Here is an 18,347-nt window from a genome sequence, read left to right as displayed (position 1 = left end):
GTCGCTGAGGGTCGTCCCGTTAGGTGGGCAGAGCAGGCCCGGACCCCTCGATCTGATTGCCCGCTCCCGTCATGTCCTTGAGGTCGACGCCGGAGCGGCCGATCTGGCGCGCCCCGGCCACCAGAGCAGCCACCACCTGCGCCGCCTGGTCATAACCCAATCCCTCGGGAGGATGGATATTCGAAACACAATTACGTTGCGCATCAGTACATCCCACGACGGGATTGTGCGTGAGATATATCCCGACGCTGTCGGCGACCGACAGTCCCGGGCGCTCCCCAATGAGGACCAACACCGTGTCGACGCCCAAGGCGGCGCCGATGTGGTCCCCCAGGGCCACACGTGCCTGCGTCGCCACGACCAGCGGCGCGATCGAGTACCCGCGTAACCGCTGGTGCAACGCTTGCAACAGCGGTACGCCGTGATCATCCAGGGCGCGCGGTGATAACCCGTCGGCCAGCACGATGCCGATATCGCCACCGGATCCGGGCAGCACGTCCAGCGCACCCTCGGCGGGGGCACGTCCCAGGTCAGGGCGGCGCAGGTACTCGGAGCGATCCCCCGCACGGCTCGTGACCAGCAGCGGCGTTCCCAACCCCAGTCCGTCGATTCGGCCGGCCAAGGCGCGCGCATCCAATGGCGTGTGCACCGCATCGCGGGCCGCGGCGTGCGCCGTCCCGAACTCCAGCACCCGCATGGTGGGCAGCGCATCTCCGCTGCGCCCCAAGCCAATTCGAGACTGCGTGGACCGACGCAGGGCGTCCCAGATATCGTGCGCCGCACCGTTGTTGGCGATGTCGCTCATAACAGCGCCCGCAACGGTGAGTCATTGACCGCGATTTCACGCAGCCCACCATCACGCTCAAGCATCCCCATGCGTTCAAGCCAGTCGTTGAACTCGGGAGCCGGTCGCAGCCCGAAGGTGCGGCGTGCGAACAGCGCATCGTGGAAGGACAGGCTCTGGTACCCCAGCATGACGTCGTCAGCCCCGGGCACCGCGATGACAAACGCGACTCCCGCGGCGGTCAGCACGGTGAGCAGCACGTCCATGTCATCGGAATCAGCCTCGGCGTGATTGGTGTAGCAGACGTCCACTCCCATCGGCAGTCCCAGCAGCTTGCCACAGAAGTGATCTTCCAGACCGGCCCTGATGATCTGTTTACCGTCGTAAAGATATTCCGGCCCAATGAATCCCACAACGGTGTTGACCAGGAGCGGCTCCACCTCGCGCGCGACGGCGTACGCCCGCGCCTCCAATGTCTGCTGATCCACCGCGACGCCGCCTACCCCGATGTGCGCTCCCGCGGACAGCGCAGATCCCTGACCCGTCTCGAGGTACATGACGTTGTTGCCCACGGTGCCGCGTCCCAACGAACGTCCGGCCTCATTCGCCTCACGGAGCAGCTCCAGGTTGACCCCGAAGCTCTCGTTGGCACCTTCGGTTCCGGCTATCGACTGGAACACCAAGTCCACCGGGAGATTTCGTTCGATCAGTTCGATTGTGGTGGTGACGTGGGCGAGCACGCACGACTGTGTGGGGATGTCGAATCGCAATCGGATGTCGTCGATGAGACGCAACAGGTCGCCCGCGGCATGCGGGGAATCTGTCGCCGGATTGATGCCTATGACGGCATCACCGCATCCCAGCAGCAGACCGTCAAGGGTCGCGGCGGCGATACCCCGGGGGTCGTCGGTCGGATGGTTGGGCTGCAGCCGGGTCGCCAGCGTGCCCGGCAGACCGATGGTGGTGCGAAAGGCGCTGCGGTTGCGCACCGCAGCGCCGACCGCGATGAGGTCTTGATTGCGCATCAACTTGCTGACCGCCGCGACCATCTCGGGAGTCAACCCGGGCGAGACATCCTTGAGGGACTGCGCCCCATGCGGTTTGGTGATGGTCTCCAACAGCCAGTCCCGGAAATCACCGACGGTCAGGTGGGAGATGACGGCGAAGGCATCGGCATCATGACTGTCGATGATGAGCCGGGTGACCTCGTCCGTGTCATACGGGACGATTTCCTCGGACAGGAACGCCGCCAGCGGCACCTCTGCCAGGACCCAGCGTGCGGCAGCCCGTTCGGCATCGGACTGCGCCGCACAGCCCGCGAGCTCGTCACCGGATCGGGGCGGCGAGGCCTTCGCGAGAACTTCGGCGAGCGACTCGAACCGATAGGTGACCGGCCCGACGATGTGACGAAAAGTACTCATAATGTGCCTATTTCAGTTCGTTCTCGGCTTCGGCAAGCGCCGCGAACTCCTCGTCTGGCGAGTTCGCAACCAAATGGTGACGGCTATACAACCCAAAGTACGCCATAAACAGCACAAACACACCAAATGTGGCGAAGGCTGCGGTGGTATCGACAATAAATGTCGCCACGACAGCAACACAGGCGATCACCAGCGCGAAGCCGCTTGTGGCGATGCCGCCGGGCGTTCGGTACGGCCGCTCCATCTCCGGCTCGCGAATGCGCAGCACGATATGGCTCACCATCATCAACACGTAGCTCAGCGCTGCGCCGAACACCGCCATGTTGAGCAACATGGCGCCTTTACCGCTGAGCGACAAAAGGAATCCAATGATTCCCGGAACGATCAGCGCCAGCACGGGCGCCTTGCGACTGTTGGTGACGGACAGCCCGGTCGGTAGGTAGCCCGCCCGGGACAATGCGAAGGTCTGCCGGCTGTAGGCGTAGACGATGGAGAAGAAACTGGCGATGAGTCCGGCCAGCCCGATGTAGTTGACCGCCTTGGCGACCGTCGCGGTTCCCAGCGCCTCGACCAAGGGATTACCCGACTGTCCCATGGCCTCGGCTCCCCCGGCTCCGGGAACCAGGAACAGCACGGCCGTGCCGGTGATGACGAGCACCAGCATCGCCATCAGGATTCCGCGCGGGATGTTCTTGGCAGGGTCGCGCGCCTCCTCCGCCGCCAGCGGAACACCCTCGATCGCCAGGAACAACCAAATCGCGAATGGCACCGCTGCCCAGATGCCCAGATATCCATAGGGCAGGAATGCCGATGCACCCCTTGCCGTCTCGTCAACCGGAATGTTGGTGAGATTGGCCGCGTCGAATCGGCCCACAGCACCGATCGCGAAGGTCACCAGACCAACCAGCGCAACCCCGGTGATGATGAACATCGTCCTGAGCGCCTCACCGGCTCCACTGAGATGGATGCCGATGAAGATCGCGTAAACCGCCAGGTAGACCCACCATCCGTCGGTGAGGCCGGGCAGGTGCAGTGATTCGACGTAGCTTCCGATGAAGGTGGCGATGGCCGCCGGGGCGATCGCGTACTCAATGAGAATCGCCGTCCCCGTGGCGAATCCGCCCCACGGGCCAAGCGCACGGCGGGCAAAGGTATAGCCGCCACCCGCGGTGGGCAACGCGGACGACATCTCGGCCATGCTGAGCACCATCGACAGATACATCGCGGCGATGATGACCGCCGCGATGGCCAAACCACCGAACCCGCCCTTGCTCAAGCCGGTGTTCCAACCCGCGTAATCGCCCGAGATGACATAACTGACGCCGAGACCCGCCAGTAGCACCCAACCCGCGGTGCCCGATCTCAGCTGTCGCCTGGCGAGATAGTCGGCGTCCTCCACATGAGACTGCACGCCCGCATGATCATGTAGCGCTTCCGGGTGTGAGCCGGCGGCGTCATCGGAAGTTGGCATCGTCCAATTGTGCGACCGATGGTCTGCGCGCGTGGGTCAGACGACGAGATTCATATCTCGTTACGACCACGCAACAAACTGCGCGGCCCGATGCCCGACCATCGCAATGGTGGCTGCCGGCCCCCGGCTGGGAATGGTCGGCAAGATCGACCCGTCGATGACAAATAGCCCGTCAATTCCTCTGACGCGACAGTATTTGTCGACAACAGCATGCTTGTCACCATCATTGCCCATGGGAGCGGTTCCGCACAGATGCTGCGATGTGGACCACCGGGGACCACCAAACCGCCGCCCATAGAGTTCGGATACCAGGCGCACTCCGTCACGCAGCCGATCCATATCAGCGGTCTCGCTGTCGTACCTCAGGTCGATGTACACCGGTGCCGCAGGGTCGGTCGATCGCAGCTCAAGGCGGCCACGGCACTGTGGCGTCATCAGCGCGACACCGATCTGCCGCGCATCCACACCGTCCACCCTGACACCGGCCATGGCAGCGAATCCGGTTGTATAGGGCCTTATCTCGATACCCATCGGGCGGTCGGTGTGCAACACAGTGTCCAGGACCGGATAGCCCTGTTGCCCTTCGTCACCGGTATCCAGCACCCATTCCGGGTGGTCCATCACACGCGTACCGACACCCGGCAGGTCGACGACGGGCTGCACGCCCACCGCCCGCAGGTCGTCCGCCGGGCCAATTCCGGAGAGCAGCAGCAGTTTTGCACTCTCAATTGCCCCCGCGCTCAATATGATTCGATCGGCAGTCAGGGTCCTCACCGAATTCCCCACCGCTACCTGCACGCCGGTGGCCCGCCCACCGCCGGACATTATCCGCAACACCCGGGTACCGGAGTACACCGCAAGATTGGGACGCCAGCCCGCACCCTCCAGATAGGCACGCGCGGGCCCGACCCTCATCCCGCTGTCGATGTTGAGTGGGACCAATCCCACCCCCACACCGGCCGAGCCGTTGAGGTCGGCGACTTGCGGGTGTCCACCCTTGACCGCCCGATCCATCAATTCTCTTCCGGCGCTGCTCTGTTCGTGTCTGCGTCCGATTGGTATGGGGCCTGACGATCCATGTAGAGGATCGTCGCGAAAGTCTCGGTCGGTCTCCATCGCGCGGAAATGATCGCGCACATCCGTCCATGACCATCCCGGCACCGACCAGCCATCGAAATCCGCGGGCCGGCCACGCACGAAATAACCGCCGTTGATCGCGCCCGAACCGCCCACCACGGACCCGCGCACCAGCTCGGCCTGATCACCCGTGGATGTCAAAGTCGCCCAGTAATAGGTCGCTATCTGACTGTCGGGCCCGATCGGGAGGCGGTACCCATCGCGTACACCGTCCTCGTCCGCCGACGATGCGGGCCCCGCCTCGAGAAGCGCCACCCGAAACGATGGATCCTCGGAAAGACGCCCTGCCAGAATCGAACCCGCGCTACCTGCGCCCACGATGAGCGCATCCGCGTGGATCGGCCTACTCAGGGCCGGAGTTCCGGTCTGAGCGCACCGAGATCGCGCTCCCGCATCATCCCGGACCACAACCCAATCCCGTAGGCGATGTCGTCCAGGCGCTTCAGGAGTACGTACTCGATCAGACCGATGCGGTCATCGGGCGAAGCCGAACTGTCGTTGCGCTTCATCCAATCAACCACACCGTCGACAACGGCGGCCACCACGAGCACCTGCCGGCTGCGCCGCGACAGCGCGGCCGCCACCAATGCCAACGGCCAATAGTGACGGCAGAGCGCGGATGCGATCTGCAGCGCGGCTCCACCCACCCCTTGGGCAGCCACCCGCATGACGTCACGCGGCGGCGTGTCCACGCCGCGCAGCGAGCGGGCCACGCGTCCGGCCGCGAGCGCGGCCATGCCTACCGCGGCCAGATAGCCCATTCCCGATCCCACCGCCGCGAGAATCCATACCAGCAGCGTCCATCGCGAGATGACCATGGGCGCCACCTTGTCAGGGTGGCGAGTCGACAGCGGCGCCGCACTCTTTCCGTAGAATGCCTTGCGCGCGAACCATTCCCGAAGAGTCAGTCGATGATCATGAGCCACATGAGACACCGGCTCGTACCGGAGCCGGGAACCCGCCTCGATCAGCCGCCAGCACAGGTCGACGTCCTCACCGCACTGCAGCGATTCGTCGAATCCGCCGATCTCGTCGATCGCGGACCGACGAACCACGATGGCCGCACTGGGGACATACGACACCGGGCCGTACGGCACCACCGGCGCCTCCCGCAGACCAAGGTCCAGCGAGGAACGTACCGCCTCATACCGAGCAATAGCGTTGTCGCTCAACACCAATCCCACGATTCGTGGTGCGACAAGGGCAACCGCCGGATCGCTGAAGTGTCCCAACAGCGCCTCGAGCCAACCGCGCCTGGGCACCACGTCGGAATCCAGGAAGGCAACGAAGTCCGTGGTCGCCAGCTTCAGGCCCGTGTTACGGGCAGCAGCCGGACCTTGACTGTCGTCGTGGCGCACCACTTCCACGGGGCAATGCATACCCTCCAGATCGCTCTCCAGGATCGGGATGGTGGAACCATCGTCAACCACGATCACGCGCATACCGCGCAGCGCACGCAGCAATCGGCGCAATCCAAATCCGTTGTCACGGCATGGAATAACGACAGTCACGTCGCGATAGCCGGGTCCGCCCACCGGGCGGGGATGCGCCACGGTGGCATCTAGCAGTGTGCGCGCAAGCTGGGCGCTGGTCGCATCGCGAACCTCGAGTCGCCCTCCGGAAAGCAGCGTCCGCGCCGCAGGCGCCAATCGCAGCAGCCGAGTCGGCGAGCCGCCCAGCAGCGCCGAGCCTTCATCGAGAACACGAACGCGCCGGTCCACCTGAACCGCGAACCCATCGGGCAGCCGTTCCTGCGGCGTAGACACGTTCTGCGCCTGCTCGTCATTCGTGGTCATACCAGCCGCCCGTCGGCATCAGGTGTCCACCGGCGCACCGCGTCGGCGCATCGTCGAGTCATCGTCGCGAGCATCCGCGCGCCATCCTGGCTGCTCGCGGTGGTCGGATCTCCCAGCACACCGATGGCGCTCACCGCGGCCACACCCCCCGCTCGCATGGGTGCCATCAGCTCATGCAGCGGTGCCGAATTTCCGGCGAGCACTTCCTCGCGGCGCACCACTTCCGGTGAAATATGCAGCAGGAGAGACGTTTCCACGTGACCCGCGTGAGCGTCACCGCCCTCGACCGCACACGCCCACCACGCTATGTCGCGGCCTTCCGCGCGCAGCAGACGAACCGCCGAGACGGTCGCCTCGATATTGCCGCCATGACCGTTCACGAAGACGATGCGCCGGCACCACTGGGCGGCGGACCTGGCGTACTCCACAAGAAGATGCCGCAGCGCCTCGGTGCCGATCGAGATCGTCCCAGCGAAGGATTGGTGCTCCCCGCTCGCTCCGTACGCAATGGCCGGCGCGAGAGCCGTCCGGCCATCATCCGCACCGGCCGCCAACTCACCGGCCGCAGCGGTTGCCACAGCACTGGCAATCCGGGTGTCGGTATCCAGCGGCAGGTGCGGCCCGTGTTGTTCGGTCGAGCCGAGTGGAGTGAACAGAGTGATGGCCTCGTCTGCGAGCTCCGGGGAGATGGCGGTGCTCAAGACAGTCGGAACAGCCACCCGCCGATGGTAGGCCGAATTCACTTCAAATGCATCCAAAGTTGGCGCACCTGATCGAGGTCTTTACATCCTTGCTGGCCGTCGGCATATGCGAGGGGGGCTATTTCGCCCCGATTTTCACGCCAGCCCCTGCCGCCACACCGACGCAGCCGGACGCCGCGTTCAGTTCCCGCTGCGCCGAACTAGCGCCGACCGAGGCCCCGGGCAAACCCCTCCGGGATGAGAAGATCATCTGGGCACAGCTCGTGCACAGACTTCTTTCCGAGCCCCATCAGCGCCGAGTCGATACCGCCACGCATGATGTCCAGAACGTTCTCGACGCCGGCCTGACCGGAGGCCGCCAGACCCCACAGGTATGCCCGCCCGATCATCACCGCGCGGGCGCCAAGCGCCAACGCCTTCACGACATCACTGCCCCGCCGAATACCACCGTCCAGCAGCACCTCGATATCGTTTCCGACAGCCTGGGCGATGCCGGGCAACGCGCGGATCGACGCGGGCGTGCCATCGAGGTTATTACCGCCGTGATTCGACACCGAGATCGCCGAAACTCCGCAATCCACAGCGCGTTTGGCGTCATCGATGCGCATAACCCCCTTGAGCATGAACGGACCGTCCCACTGTTCACGCATCCATTTCACGTCGTCCCACGTGGGCGCCGGGGTTCCCATCCACTGCCCGTAAGCGTCGAAGAACGGCGGGCCTGCCTCGCCGCGGGCGGCCTGGTTCGGCACCCGCAGGTCCGGGATGTTCATTCCCTTCCCGAACGACCACAGCCAACCGGGCTTGGTCACCACTTCGGGCGCCAATCGAATCATCGATCGCAGGTTCATCTTCTCGGGGATGGCGGGACTCCCCCAGTCGCGCCCATGCGAGAAACTCCAGTCAAGAGTCGCGATAAGACCGACTGCACCAGCATCTTTCGCTCGCTGGATGCGCTGAGCCACGTCGTCACGGCCGCCCAACCAGTAGATCTGGAAGTGCGTCTTGGGGTTGGCGGCCACCACGTCCTCGATGGGCTTGCTTGCGAACGAGGACAAGCCCATCGCGGTCCCGCGCGCGGCAGCAGCCCGCGCCACGGCGACCTCACCGTCGGGGTCGACGGCCTGCACCCCGGTGGGCGAAATCATGACCGGCAGAGAAATCTCCTGCCCCAGAACAGTTGTCGACAGCTCACGGTCCGGCTGGATCCCGACCACATGCGGTTCGAATCCGAGTTCCCCGAATGCCTCGACATTGTCACTGACGGTCAGCCCCTTTTCACTGGCCGAGATCAGCGAGCTGTAGACGGACTTCGGCAGTCGTTTTTTAGCCCGCTGCTGGGCGATCGCGACTGTCTCGAACCATGTGTTGCGGGCCATCTACCGTCCTGCTCGTAGGTTGGAAAGGGGGTTCTCGTCGCAGGCGCGTGACGGCGGCCGACGCGTCAGCGTCAGCGCGACGGGCCCGCCGGACGGGCTGCGCTTGCTCTTCGAATGCGAATGGTCACCACTGGGTTTGGGCACCACGCGGTCGCCGGCCAGGGCGGCCTCACCGTAGCCCTGCACGCATTCCGGGTCGGGCCCGTCCATGGGGAGCCCGGTGAAGAATTTGGCCGCCATGCAGCCTCCCCGGCAGCTGTCATAGTGCCCGCAGCTGCCGCATGCGCCCGCCGACTGCGGCTCGCGCAGCTCGTTGAACAGCCGCGAGTGCTTCCACACCTCGTCAAATCCGCCGTCAGACACCACATTTCCAGCCAGGAAACGATCGTGGATGGCGAAGGGGCAGGCGTAGACATCGCCCACCGGGTCGATCAGGCACACCACCCGGCCTGCACCGCACATGTTGAGCCCCGGCAAACCCCCGGACCCATCTCCGTACGCCGAGAGGTGGAAGAAGGAATCGCCCGTGAGTACCCGTGAGCCGTTGAGTACCAGCCAGTCGTACAACTGGCGCTGCTGTGCCTGCGTCGGATGCAGCTCGTCCCACACATCGGCGCCACGGCCGGAGGGACGTAGCCGGGTAATCCGCAGTGTCGCACCGTATTTAGCCGCCAATTCGGCAAACTCATCGAGTTGGTCGACGTTGTGGCGGGTGACCACCACAGAGATCTTCGCGTCCTTGAATCCGGCGGCGGCCAGATTCTCCAGTGCGCGCACCGCCATGGCAAAAGATCCGGCACCACGCACCGCGTCGTTCACTTCGGCAGTGGCACCATCCAGCGAGATCTGCACGTCGACGTAGTCGCTCGCGGCCAGCCGCGCCGCCACCTCCTCGGTGATCCGCACGCCGTTGGTGGAGAACTTGACTCCCACGTGGTGCTCGGTGGCGTAATCGACGAGCTCCCAAAAGTCCGATCGCACAGTGGGTTCCCCACCGCCGATGTTCACGTAGAACACCTGCATACGCTCGAGCTCGTCGATGATGTCCTTGCACTGCTGCGTGGACAGCTCCCGCGGATCGCGCTTGCCCGACGATGACAGGCAGTGCACGCAGGACAGGTTGCAGGCGTAGGTCAGCTCCCAGGTAAGGCAGATGGGAGCATCCAGCCCCTGCTCGAACTGATCCACCAGGCGGGGTACTGCCGGAGCGCTCGTCATGAGGCGTCCTCTCGGGTCACGATCATTTTCGAATCCGCCAACACGGTCAGCGCCTGCTGGTAGGCGACAACCTGGCCGTCATTGACACCGGCTGCCCGCCAGGCGTTCTCGGCGCTGCTGTGGGCGGCGAGGGTCTGCACGATCTGCAGCAGAGTGCGGTTCTTCAGGAACGACAGCTTGCGCGTTCCAAAGTGATAGAGCAGCGCACCGAATGGTTCTGGGCGCAGCGACACCTGGGGATGCAACTGCCAGGGCTGTGTCCAGTCGAAACCGGCGGGCGCCTCATCAATCATGGCGCTCATTGAGATGGGGCGTCTCAGTAGACGCCGCACATCCCGTCGATCGACACCTCTTCGACCAGCGATTCCTGCACCAGTTCGGTGTCGGTGGTCTGTCCGGTGACAGTGGTGGGCTCGGCCATCTTGTTCACTCCCTTGTGAGTCTGGACTGTGGCGACGGTCACGATAATAATGGCATCGAGTGCAGAAAGGGAAGAGGGTGTCAGGAAATGGCGGAGTTATCGGCATGAGTGTCCAGCCGGCGCGCGTTGGACGACGCCCTTCGACAACCCGTGACGAGATCACCGCGGTGGCGATGGCGCTGTTCGCACAGCACGGGTTCGACGAGGTGAGTGTCGATGACATCGCCGCGGCGGCCGGTATCGCCCGGCGCACGGTGTTTCGGTACTACAACTCCAAGAACGCAATCGTGTGGGGAGACTTCGACTCTCACCTCGAGGTGATGCGCGCGCTCCTGGACGAGACTCCGGACACAGTGGATACCAGTACCGCGTTGCGGCAGGCGGTGCTGACGTTCAACGACTTTCCGGTCGACGAAACCCCACGGCATCGCATGCGGATGAGACTGATCCTGGAAATCCCAGCGTTGCAGGCGTACTCGATGCTGATGTACACCGGCTGGCGTGATGTCATCGCGCAGTTCGTGGCCCGGCGCGGCGGCACGGATCCCAACGCCCTTTTACCGCAGACCGTTGCCTGGACGCTGCTGGGCGTGGCGCTCGCGGCGTATGAAAGATGGCTCGCCGACGAATCGTCAAAACTCACCACCCTGCTCGGCAAGGGCTTCGATGCCGCCGAGGCGGGTCTGCGCGCCCTGGGTTAGATCTCGCCGGCAGGCGGCTACTCCAGCACTTCGGCGATGGGCGTCCCCGCCGCGATCTTGGCCCGCATCTTCATCACCGGACCGGCCATCCCGCAGCCCACGACACCCGTCAGCACACCGTCGCGCTCTAGGTAGGCCAAGAACTTGCGGCCATCATCGGAGATGAGGTGCACGGTGTCGGAGTTCCCCAGGTGCCCAAGTGACTGAATCTTGACGTCGTATTGGTCACTCCAAAAATAGGGAACAGCAGCAGTACCCGCGGCCGGCTCCTGCCCCAGCAAGGCCGGGACAAGTGCACGAACCTGGTCGGCAACATTGCTCCAGTGCTCCACCCGATGTGGGCGCCCGTCGGCATCGGCCCACGCCGCGACATCACCCAGTGCCCACACATGCGGGGTGCCGGTGCCACCCACCGCGTCGCACACCACGCCGTTATCCACGGCAATACCCGACCCGTCCAGCCAGTCGGTCGCGGGCCGGCTCCCGATACCCAGCACGACGAGGTCGGCGTCCAGTTGTGTCCCGTCCGAGAGGGTGACGGACTCGACCCGCCCTTCCCCTGCCACCGCGTCCACGCCGACACCCACCCGAACGTCGACACCTTCATTACGATGCAGCCTGGCCACCAAGTCACCGAGCTGCTGACCGATCGCCGCTAGCAACGGCGCGGGCTGCGGTTCCACCAGAACCACCTCAACTCCGTTGGCCCGCAATGTGGCCGCCACCTCGCACCCGATGAACCCTGCCCCGACGATCACCGCGCGCCGCGCGGTCTCGGCATCACCACGCAGCGCGAAGCTGTCGTCGGCCGTGCGCAGGACATGAATACCGGCCAACTCGGGGAATGACGGGATGCGGCGGGGAACAAGGCCGGTCGCGATGACGACCTCGCCGTACTCCAGGGTGCTGCCGTCGCTCAGGGTGACAGTTCGGGCCGCGGGGTCCAGCGCAGTCACCGCTACTCCGAGTCGCAGTTCAATCTGCTTCTCGTCGTAGAACTCTCGTGGCTTGAGCACCACCGCGTCGATCGTCTTCTCCGCGTCGCGCAGGACGTCCTTGGACAGCGGAGGACGGTCGTAGGGCAAGTGGTTCTCACTGCTCACGATGGTGATCGGTCCGGCGAACTCCGCACGGCGCAACTGCTCGGCGGTTCGCACCGCACCCAGCCCACCACCGATGATCAGCACTCCACGTTCTGCGTCCGTCATGGGTTTCTTCTTACACGACTGGACACGCGGGATGTCAGGCCTATCGCCCGCGCCGCTTAGCCCTGGACCTGCGCTCGGTCCACCAAGTTGGAAAGCACCACAATGCTCTCGGTGCGGTCGATATCCGCGCTGGCGCGGATACGTTCCAGCGCCCGCTCAAGGTGCTGGATATCGCGCGCCAAAACCCTCAGCATCGCGTCGGAGGTTCCGGTCACTGTCGCCGCACTCACTACCTCCGGGATGTCGATCCACGCGCGGCGCAAGGCTTCCGGAGTGATGGTGCCCTGACAGTAGATCTGGACGTACGCCTCGGTGTTCCAGCCGACGGCGGCGCGATCGACCACGGTGGTGAAGCCCTTGATGACCCCCGTCGAGACCAACCGATCAACTCGACGCTTGACCGCGGGCGCCGAAAGATTGACCTCCTCACCGATCTCGGCGAATGTCGCCCGGGCATTGCGCATCAGCAGGGTCACGATCCGCTCATCGGTGGCGTCCAGCTCCGCCATTAACCGTCCTCCTCCAACCATCCCACTCGTTCTCGCAATAGACTGCCAAATCGTGCGTCCAGACGCAATGAATCGCACTCAGTTACGCAATGGATAAAGATTGATTGCAGGAATCGGCTCTCATACGCTCAGCACATGACCGTTGTACACGAGCATGGGCACCCGACCGACTCGCCGATGGAACAACCAGACAGAACGCCGACGACGCGCCACTACGTGATGGTGCCGCCGACGTATTACACCGTTGAATACGCGATCAACCCCTGGATGGACGTATCCAATCCGGTCGACCCGGCGCTCGCCACCGCACAATGGGATACGTTGCGCGCCACCTATGAACGACTGGGACACACGGTGGACATCCTGTCCCCCGTCGCCGGCCTACCGGACATGGTTTACGCCGCAAACGGCGGAATCGTATTGCGCGGCAAAGCCGTTGTAGCACGGTTCAAACACGCCGAGCGTGCCGGCGAGTCCGACGCACACGCCGAATGGATGCGTCAGCATGAACTGCACCCGATGCACTCGCAGTACACCAATGAGGGGCAGGGCGACTTCCTGCTGGTCGGCGATATCATGTTGGCGGGCACAGGTTTCCGCACCGACAGTGGGTCGCACGCCGAGGTCGCCACGATGCTCGATATTCCGGTGGTGACGCTGGAACTCGTCGATCCGAGGTTCTATCACCTGGACACGGCACTGGCAGTACTAGATCCACAGACCGTGGCGTACTACCCACCGGCGTTCAGCGAGGCATCCCAGGCCCGCCTACGGTCCATGTACCCCAACGCCATCATCGCCAGTTCCGTCGACGCCTATGTCCTCGGTATGAACGCGGTCTCCGACGGTCGCCACGTCATGCTGCCCGCCGCGGCGACCGGATTCGCCCAACAACTCCGCGATGCCGGGTTCGAACCGATCGGCATCGACCTTTCCGAACTGCTCAAGGGCGGCGGATCGGTGAAATGCTGCACACTGGAGTTGCACTCGTGACTGCGATGAGCCACTTGGGCGAAGAGCATCACGCACGATCCGAACAGGCTCCCGGCATGTCTCCCGATTCATACAAGAGTTCTCAATACATCGAGTTGGCCGAGCAATACGGCGCGCACAACTACGCGCCGCTACCCGTCGTCGCCCATCGTGGTGAGGGCGCATGGATCGAAGATGTGGATGGCAGACGCTACCTGGACTGCCTGGCCGCCTACTCGGCGGTGAACTTCGGTCATGGAAACTCCGAAATCCTCGAGACAGCGCACGCACAGCTCGACACCGTGACGCTGGTGAGCCGGGCCTTCCACTCGGATCGCCTCGGAACGTTCTGCCGCGACCTGGCCCGACTGTGCGGCAAGGGCATGGTGCTGCCGATGAACACCGGGGCCGAGGCGGTGGAGAGCGGTATCAAGGTCGCCCGTAAATGGGGCACCGATGTCAAGGGAGTGCCCGCAGGCCAGGCCAATATCGTGGTGGCACACAACAACTTTCATGGCCGAACTATCAGTATTGTGAGCTTCTCCTCCGACGAGACGGCGCGCGGCGGGTTCGGACCGTTCACCCCGGGGTTTCGCGTCGTCCCGTTCGGTGATGCCGCCGCCCTGCGGCGAGCGATCGACGGGAACACGGTCGCCGTTCTCCTCGAACCCATCCAGGGCGAGGCCGGCATCGTCATCCCACCCGACGACTACCTGCCCGCCGTCCGCGCAATGTGCACCGAGAACAATATTTTGTTCATTGCCGACGAGATCCAGGCCGGGCTGGCGCGCACCGGACGACTGTTTGCCTGCGACCACTGGAACGTGGTCCCCGATATCTATCTGCTGGGCAAGGCGCTCGGCGGCGGCGTGGTTCCCGTGTCGGCAGTAGTGGCCGATACCGACGTGCTCGGCGTGTTACATCCCGGTGAACACGGCTCCACCTTCGGCGGCAACCCATTGGCCGCGGCCATTGGATCGACCGTGGTGGCAATCCTCGAACGTGGTGAATTCCAGCGCCGGGCAACAGTTCTCGGACGACACTTGCGAGCCCGTCTCGATGCTCTGATCGGCCATGGTGTCACCGAAGTACGTTCGCTCGGATTGTGGGCCGGGGTCGACGTCGATCCTAATCTGGCAAGCGGAAGACAAATCAGTCTGCGCATGGCAGAGTTTGGCGTCTTAGTGAAGGACACGCATGGCGCAACTCTCCGGTTCGCTCCACCCCTTGTCATCACCGAGGGCGAAATTGATTGGGCAATAGACCAGTTCGCTGACGCGCTGGCCAGCTTCCGGTAGGTTTCGCCCCGGCCACAGGAGGCACCTATGGCACCCTCATCACCCAGTCTTGCCCAGCAGCTGCTGCGGCGTCGTCCGACATCGGGAGCGCCTACCGCTCATGGTGCGGGTGGACACCTGAAGCAGTCGATGGGCACGTTCCAGCTCACCATGATCGGTGTCGGCGCCACGGTGGGCACCGGTATCTTTTTCATCTTGTCCGAGTCGGTGCCCAAGGCGGGGCCTGGGGTGATGGCCTCGTTCCTGGTTGCCGGCCTCGCCGCCGGGTTGGCCGCACTCTGCTATGCCGAATTGGCCTCGGCCGTACCGGTATCGGGTTCCTCGTTCTCCTACGCGTACACCACCCTGGGTGAACTGGCGGCGATGGGCGTGGCCGCCTGCCTGCTGCTGGAATACGGGGTGTCGGCTGCGGCGGTGGCCGTGGGCTGGAGTCAGTACCTCGACAAGCTTTTGATGAACCTCTTCGGATGGCATCTGCCACACGCGATCAGCGCCGCGCCCTGGGACAACGCCGATCCCGGGGCACCGCATGCCTGGCTGAATCTGCCCGCGGTGCTCCTGATCGTCATGTGTGCGATCCTGCTCATCCGCGGAACGAGCGAATCCGCCTTGGTGAACACGATCATGGTGCTACTCAAACTCGCCGTGCTGACCGTGTTCGCGATCATCGCGTTCACCGCGTTCCAGGCGGGCAACTTCTCCGACTTCGCGCCGTTCGGTGTCAGCGGCATCGGCGCCGCGGCGGGGACCATCTTCTTCACCTATGTGGGGCTGGACACGGTGTCCACTGCGGGCGAGGAAGTCAAGGACCCACAACGAACCATGCCGCGCGCGCTCATCGCGGCCCTGCTCATCGTCACCGCCTTCTACCTCGTCGTCGCCCTGGCCGCGCTAGGCGCACAACCCTGGAAAGAGTTCGAGGGGCAGTCCGCCGGCCTCGCCCTGATTCTCGACAAAGTCACCGGAAGCACCTCTGCCAGTACATTCCTGGCGGCGGGCGCGGTGATTTCGATCTTCTCGATAACCCTGGTCTCCATGTACGGCCAGACCCGCATTCTGTTCGCCATCGGCCGCGACGGCCTGCTGCCCTCGATCTTCGCGCAGGTCAATCCCCGCACGCTGACACCGGTGAACAACACCATCATCGTCGCCGTGGTCGTGGGCTTCATGGCCGCTTTCGTCCCCCTCGACAGCCTCGCCAACATGGTGTCGATCGGGACACTCACCGCGTTCATCGTCGTATCGATCGGTGTGATCATCTTGCGGGTGCGTGAACCCGAGTTGCCGCGCGCCTTCCGCGTTCCCGGCTATCCGGTGACTCCCGTGCTTTCCGTCATTGCCTGCGGCTACATCCTCTTCAGCCTGCCCTGGATCACCTGGATCGCGTTCGGGTGCTGGGTCACCGTCGTTCTGGTGTTCTACCTGGCGTGGGGAAGGCACCACAGCGCACTGAACGACTTACCCAGCGACCCTGCGGAATTACCGGAGAAGGAACCGGTATGACCGTCGTCGTCGGATACCTCTCCGGCAAGGGCGGTAAGGGCGCCTTGCACCTGGCCGTCGAATCCGCCCGCGTCTTGGAGACCTCGCTCACCGTCACCACGGTGGTTCCGAAGCCATGGACCACACTGTCGAAGGCCAAGATCGACGCCGAATACGCGCAGTGGGCTCAAAAGCTTTCCGAGGATTCAAAAACCGAGGCCGCCGCATACCTCGAAAAGATTGATGCCGGAATCGATGTCACATTCCACAACGTGGCCCACCGGTCGGTGTCCGGCGGGCTCGTCGAGGCCGTCGAGGCATCCGACGCGGATGTGTTGGTCGTCGGCTCAGCCTCGGAGGGGCGCCTCGGGCAGGTGGTCCTGGGGTCGACAGGTGACCGGCTGCTGCACTCCTCCCCCGTCCCGCTGGCCATCAGTCCGCGCGGCTACCGCGGATCGAAAGCCGGCACGGTCAGTCGGGTCACGTGCGGCTACCCCGGCACTGAAGACGCGGTCGATGTTGTGCAACAAGCAGTTCGGCTGACGCAGCGACTGCATGCACCGCTGCGTGTGGTCACCTTCGCCGTGCGTGGCCGCACCATGCTCACCGCGGGAGTCGGCCCCGAGGCCGAGGACGCGGTACTCGCCAGTTGGGTCGCCCAGTCCGAGGAGGCGCTGGAGGGGCTGCGCATCAACGACGTCGTCGCACCCGATGTGGAGGTGAAGGTCGTGACAGGCGATACCTGGGATGACGCCTTGGACAACGCCGAGTGGGTCGATGGCGAGCTGCTGGTCCTCGGCAGCCGCCCACACAGCACCGTCGCCCGTGTCTTCCTCGGTTCCCGCGCAACCAAGATCGTCAGGCACAGCCCGGTCCCCGTCGTGGTGATGCCGGGCTAGCCCAGGAGGTTCAGTACGTCAGGTGCCCCTTGTCCACCGGCACCTGCGCGCCGGCCAAGGTCCCGGATGCATCGCTGGCCAACCACAACACCACATCCGAGATTTCGTCGGGTTCGAGCATCTTCGTGGGCGACAACGGCATTGGCGCGATGCTGGGCAGGTAGTTGGGGTGATCGGCGAGAATCTTCATCATGGCGTCGCCGGTGATCATCGGCGTGGTCACCCCGTACGGGTGGATTGAGTTAACCCGAATGCCGTACTCGGCCAGCTCGATCGTCAACGACTTGGTGAGGCCGGTCAGCCCGAATTTCGAGGCAACGTAGGCGCCGTTACCCGGGGTCCCCTTGAGCCCGGACACCGAGCTCACGATCACGATCGAGCCGCCGTTTCCGGCCGCGATCATCGTCGGCACAACGGCTTTCACCGTCTTCCACGTGCCGGTCAGGTTGGTGTCGATGATGTCTTCCCACTGCTGGTCAGACATCTCCCACAATCGGCCCCAGCTGAGCACTCCGGCGTTGGCGATGAGGATGTCGATGTGCCCGAACTGCGCGACCGCCTCCTCGACCACACTCTGCAACGCGGCACCATTGCGGACATCGGCCTGCTCGGCGATGATCTTGCGCCCGGCCGCCTCGACGAGCCTGACGGTTTCCTTGAGATCTTCGGGGGTCGCGGCCTCGTATCCCGCATAGTCCGAGACCGGACCGCAGGCATCGATCGCGACGATGTCCGCACCGGCTTGGGCCAGTCGCACGGCGTGCTGACGTCCCTGTCCACGGGCCGCGCCGGTTACGAAGGCCACTTTTCCGGACAACGTCTGATGGGCCTGCTGATCCGCCATGTAACTTGCTCCTTTGCAGTCCCAGCCAGGCTAGCAGCATTTCTAGAACGTGTTCCAGATTGAGGACCGCTCAGCGGGCAGAACGACGTCGAAGACGATCGCGAAA

Annotated in this window: 18 protein-coding genes; 5 read left to right on the top strand and 13 right to left on the bottom strand. The window is 64.2% G+C overall.

Annotated elements, in window-relative coordinates:
* Positions 1-19 precede the first annotated feature (19 nt).
* From eutC to mftA, 10 genes are all read right to left on the bottom strand, one after another.
* The gene (gene eutC, locus BKG76_RS16175) at positions 20-805 is read right to left on the bottom strand and encodes an ethanolamine ammonia-lyase subunit EutC (RefSeq protein WP_070938510.1); all 786 of its coding nucleotides are present in this window, start codon (positions 803-805) and stop codon (positions 20-22) included.
* Positions 802-2,205 (bottom strand): ethanolamine ammonia-lyase subunit EutB, encoded by a 1,404-nt coding sequence (locus BKG76_RS16170; RefSeq protein ID WP_070938509.1) that lies wholly within the window; start codon positions 2,203-2,205, stop codon positions 802-804. Before BKG76_RS16170 ends, eutC begins: the two co-directional genes overlap by 4 nt.
* 7 nt (positions 2,206-2,212) lie before the next feature.
* Complete coding sequence (eat, locus tag BKG76_RS16165) at positions 2,213-3,676, bottom strand: ethanolamine permease (RefSeq protein WP_070938508.1); 1,464 nt, start codon at positions 3,674-3,676, stop codon at positions 2,213-2,215.
* A 60-nt stretch (positions 3,677-3,736) separates the two neighbouring features.
* Entirely contained in the window at positions 3,737-5,152 is a 1,416-nt protein-coding gene (gene mftG, locus BKG76_RS16160; RefSeq protein WP_456237975.1) for a mycofactocin dehydrogenase MftG, read from the bottom strand.
* A gap of 8 nt (positions 5,153-5,160) precedes the next feature.
* Entirely contained in the window at positions 5,161-6,609 is a 1,449-nt protein-coding gene (gene mftF / locus BKG76_RS16155; protein WP_070938506.1) for a mycofactocin biosynthesis glycosyltransferase MftF, read from the bottom strand.
* Positions 6,606-7,352, bottom strand: a complete 747-nt coding sequence (mftE, locus tag BKG76_RS16150) for a mycofactocin biosynthesis peptidyl-dipeptidase MftE (RefSeq protein ID WP_070938505.1) — start codon at positions 7,350-7,352, stop codon at positions 6,606-6,608. Before mftE ends, mftF begins: the two co-directional genes overlap by 4 nt.
* A 158-nt stretch (positions 7,353-7,510) precedes the next feature.
* Positions 7,511-8,689, bottom strand: a complete 1,179-nt coding sequence (gene mftD / locus BKG76_RS16145; protein ID WP_070938504.1) for a pre-mycofactocin synthase MftD — start codon at positions 8,687-8,689, stop codon at positions 7,511-7,513.
* Positions 8,690-9,907 (bottom strand): mycofactocin radical SAM maturase, encoded by a 1,218-nt coding sequence (gene mftC / locus BKG76_RS16140; protein WP_070938503.1) that lies wholly within the window; start codon positions 9,905-9,907, stop codon positions 8,690-8,692.
* Positions 9,904-10,209 (bottom strand): mycofactocin biosynthesis chaperone MftB, encoded by a 306-nt coding sequence (mftB, locus tag BKG76_RS16135; protein ID WP_070938502.1) that lies wholly within the window; start codon positions 10,207-10,209, stop codon positions 9,904-9,906. The genes mftC and mftB overlap by 4 nt, the downstream gene beginning before the upstream one ends.
* Positions 10,210-10,223: 14 nt before the next feature.
* Positions 10,224-10,328: a mycofactocin precursor MftA gene (mftA, locus tag BKG76_RS16130; protein WP_109420886.1), complete on the bottom strand. Its 105-nt coding sequence runs from the start codon at positions 10,326-10,328 to the stop codon at positions 10,224-10,226.
* Positions 10,329-10,432: 104 nt separating this feature from the next.
* Here mftA and mftR point away from each other — a divergent pair, with 104 nt between their 5' ends.
* Positions 10,433-11,029 (top strand): mycofactocin system transcriptional regulator, encoded by a 597-nt coding sequence (gene mftR / locus BKG76_RS16125; protein ID WP_070938501.1) that lies wholly within the window; start codon positions 10,433-10,435, stop codon positions 11,027-11,029.
* A gap of 17 nt (positions 11,030-11,046) precedes the next feature.
* Here mftR and BKG76_RS16120 read toward each other — a convergent pair whose 3' ends face one another.
* Together BKG76_RS16120 and BKG76_RS16115 are read right to left on the bottom strand one after the other, a co-directional pair.
* Positions 11,047-12,216, bottom strand: a complete 1,170-nt coding sequence (locus BKG76_RS16120) for an NAD(P)/FAD-dependent oxidoreductase (protein WP_070939288.1) — start codon at positions 12,214-12,216, stop codon at positions 11,047-11,049.
* 77 nt (positions 12,217-12,293) lie between these two features.
* Positions 12,294-12,746 (bottom strand): Lrp/AsnC family transcriptional regulator, encoded by a 453-nt coding sequence (locus BKG76_RS16115; protein ID WP_070938500.1) that lies wholly within the window; start codon positions 12,744-12,746, stop codon positions 12,294-12,296.
* Between the two features lie 135 nt (positions 12,747-12,881).
* Here BKG76_RS16115 and ddaH point away from each other — a divergent pair, with 135 nt between their 5' ends.
* Genes ddaH through BKG76_RS16095 form a run of 4 tightly spaced genes read left to right on the top strand, consistent with a single transcriptional unit; the run spans position 12,882 to position 17,397 of the window.
* Positions 12,882-13,739, top strand: a complete 858-nt coding sequence (gene ddaH, locus BKG76_RS16110) for a dimethylargininase (protein ID WP_109420770.1) — start codon at positions 12,882-12,884, stop codon at positions 13,737-13,739.
* Between the two features lie 56 nt (positions 13,740-13,795).
* Positions 13,796-15,016: an ornithine--oxo-acid transaminase gene (gene rocD / locus BKG76_RS16105; RefSeq protein ID WP_070939286.1), complete on the top strand. Its 1,221-nt coding sequence runs from the start codon at positions 13,796-13,798 to the stop codon at positions 15,014-15,016.
* Between the two features lie 27 nt (positions 15,017-15,043).
* Positions 15,044-16,519, top strand: a complete 1,476-nt coding sequence (locus BKG76_RS16100; protein ID WP_070938499.1) for an APC family permease — start codon at positions 15,044-15,046, stop codon at positions 16,517-16,519.
* Positions 16,516-17,397, top strand: a complete 882-nt coding sequence (locus BKG76_RS16095) for a universal stress protein (protein ID WP_070938498.1) — start codon at positions 16,516-16,518, stop codon at positions 17,395-17,397. Before BKG76_RS16100 ends, BKG76_RS16095 begins: the two co-directional genes overlap by 4 nt.
* A gap of 10 nt (positions 17,398-17,407) precedes the next feature.
* Here the strand turns inward: BKG76_RS16095 and BKG76_RS16090 are convergent, their stop codons facing one another.
* Entirely contained in the window at positions 17,408-18,241 is an 834-nt protein-coding gene (locus BKG76_RS16090; RefSeq protein WP_070938497.1) for a mycofactocin-coupled SDR family oxidoreductase, read from the bottom strand.
* Positions 18,242-18,347: the final 106 nt, after the last annotated feature.

It is taken from the genome of Mycobacteroides franklinii (genome assembly GCF_001853795.1).
GTDB lineage: Bacteria > Actinomycetota > Actinomycetes > Mycobacteriales > Mycobacteriaceae > Mycobacterium > Mycobacterium franklinii.
The sequence above is the reverse complement of the archived record's forward strand: the minus strand, read 5'-3'. Positions and strand labels throughout refer to the sequence as shown.

Coding starts and splice junctions, on each gene's coding strand:
- BKG76_RS16095 (WP_070938498.1), top strand. CDS start 16,516: ATGACCGTCGTCGTCGGATACCTCTCCGGCAAGGGCGGTAAGGGCGCC.
- mftC (WP_070938503.1), bottom strand. CDS start 9,907: ATGACGAGCGCTCCGGCAGTACCCCGCCTGGTGGATCAGTTCGAGCAG.
- BKG76_RS16170 (WP_070938509.1), bottom strand. CDS start 2,205: ATGAGTACTTTTCGTCACATCGTCGGGCCGGTCACCTATCGGTTCGAG.
- mftR (WP_070938501.1), top strand. CDS start 10,433: ATGAGTGTCCAGCCGGCGCGCGTTGGACGACGCCCTTCGACAACCCGT.
- eutC (WP_070938510.1), bottom strand. CDS start 805: ATGAGCGACATCGCCAACAACGGTGCGGCGCACGATATCTGGGACGCC.
- rocD (WP_070939286.1), top strand. CDS start 13,796: ATGTCTCCCGATTCATACAAGAGTTCTCAATACATCGAGTTGGCCGAG.
- BKG76_RS16100 (WP_070938499.1), top strand. CDS start 15,044: ATGGCACCCTCATCACCCAGTCTTGCCCAGCAGCTGCTGCGGCGTCGT.
- ddaH (WP_109420770.1), top strand. CDS start 12,882: ATGACCGTTGTACACGAGCATGGGCACCCGACCGACTCGCCGATGGAA.
- eat (WP_070938508.1), bottom strand. CDS start 3,676: ATGCCAACTTCCGATGACGCCGCCGGCTCACACCCGGAAGCGCTACAT.
- mftD (WP_070938504.1), bottom strand. CDS start 8,689: ATGGCCCGCAACACATGGTTCGAGACAGTCGCGATCGCCCAGCAGCGG.
- BKG76_RS16115 (WP_070938500.1), bottom strand. CDS start 12,746: ATGGCGGAGCTGGACGCCACCGATGAGCGGATCGTGACCCTGCTGATG.
- BKG76_RS16090 (WP_070938497.1), bottom strand. CDS start 18,241: ATGGCGGATCAGCAGGCCCATCAGACGTTGTCCGGAAAAGTGGCCTTC.
- mftA (WP_109420886.1), bottom strand. CDS start 10,328: ATGGCCGAGCCCACCACTGTCACCGGACAGACCACCGACACCGAACTG.
- mftF (WP_070938506.1), bottom strand. CDS start 6,609: ATGACCACGAATGACGAGCAGGCGCAGAACGTGTCTACGCCGCAGGAA.
- mftB (WP_070938502.1), bottom strand. CDS start 10,209: ATGAGCGCCATGATTGATGAGGCGCCCGCCGGTTTCGACTGGACACAG.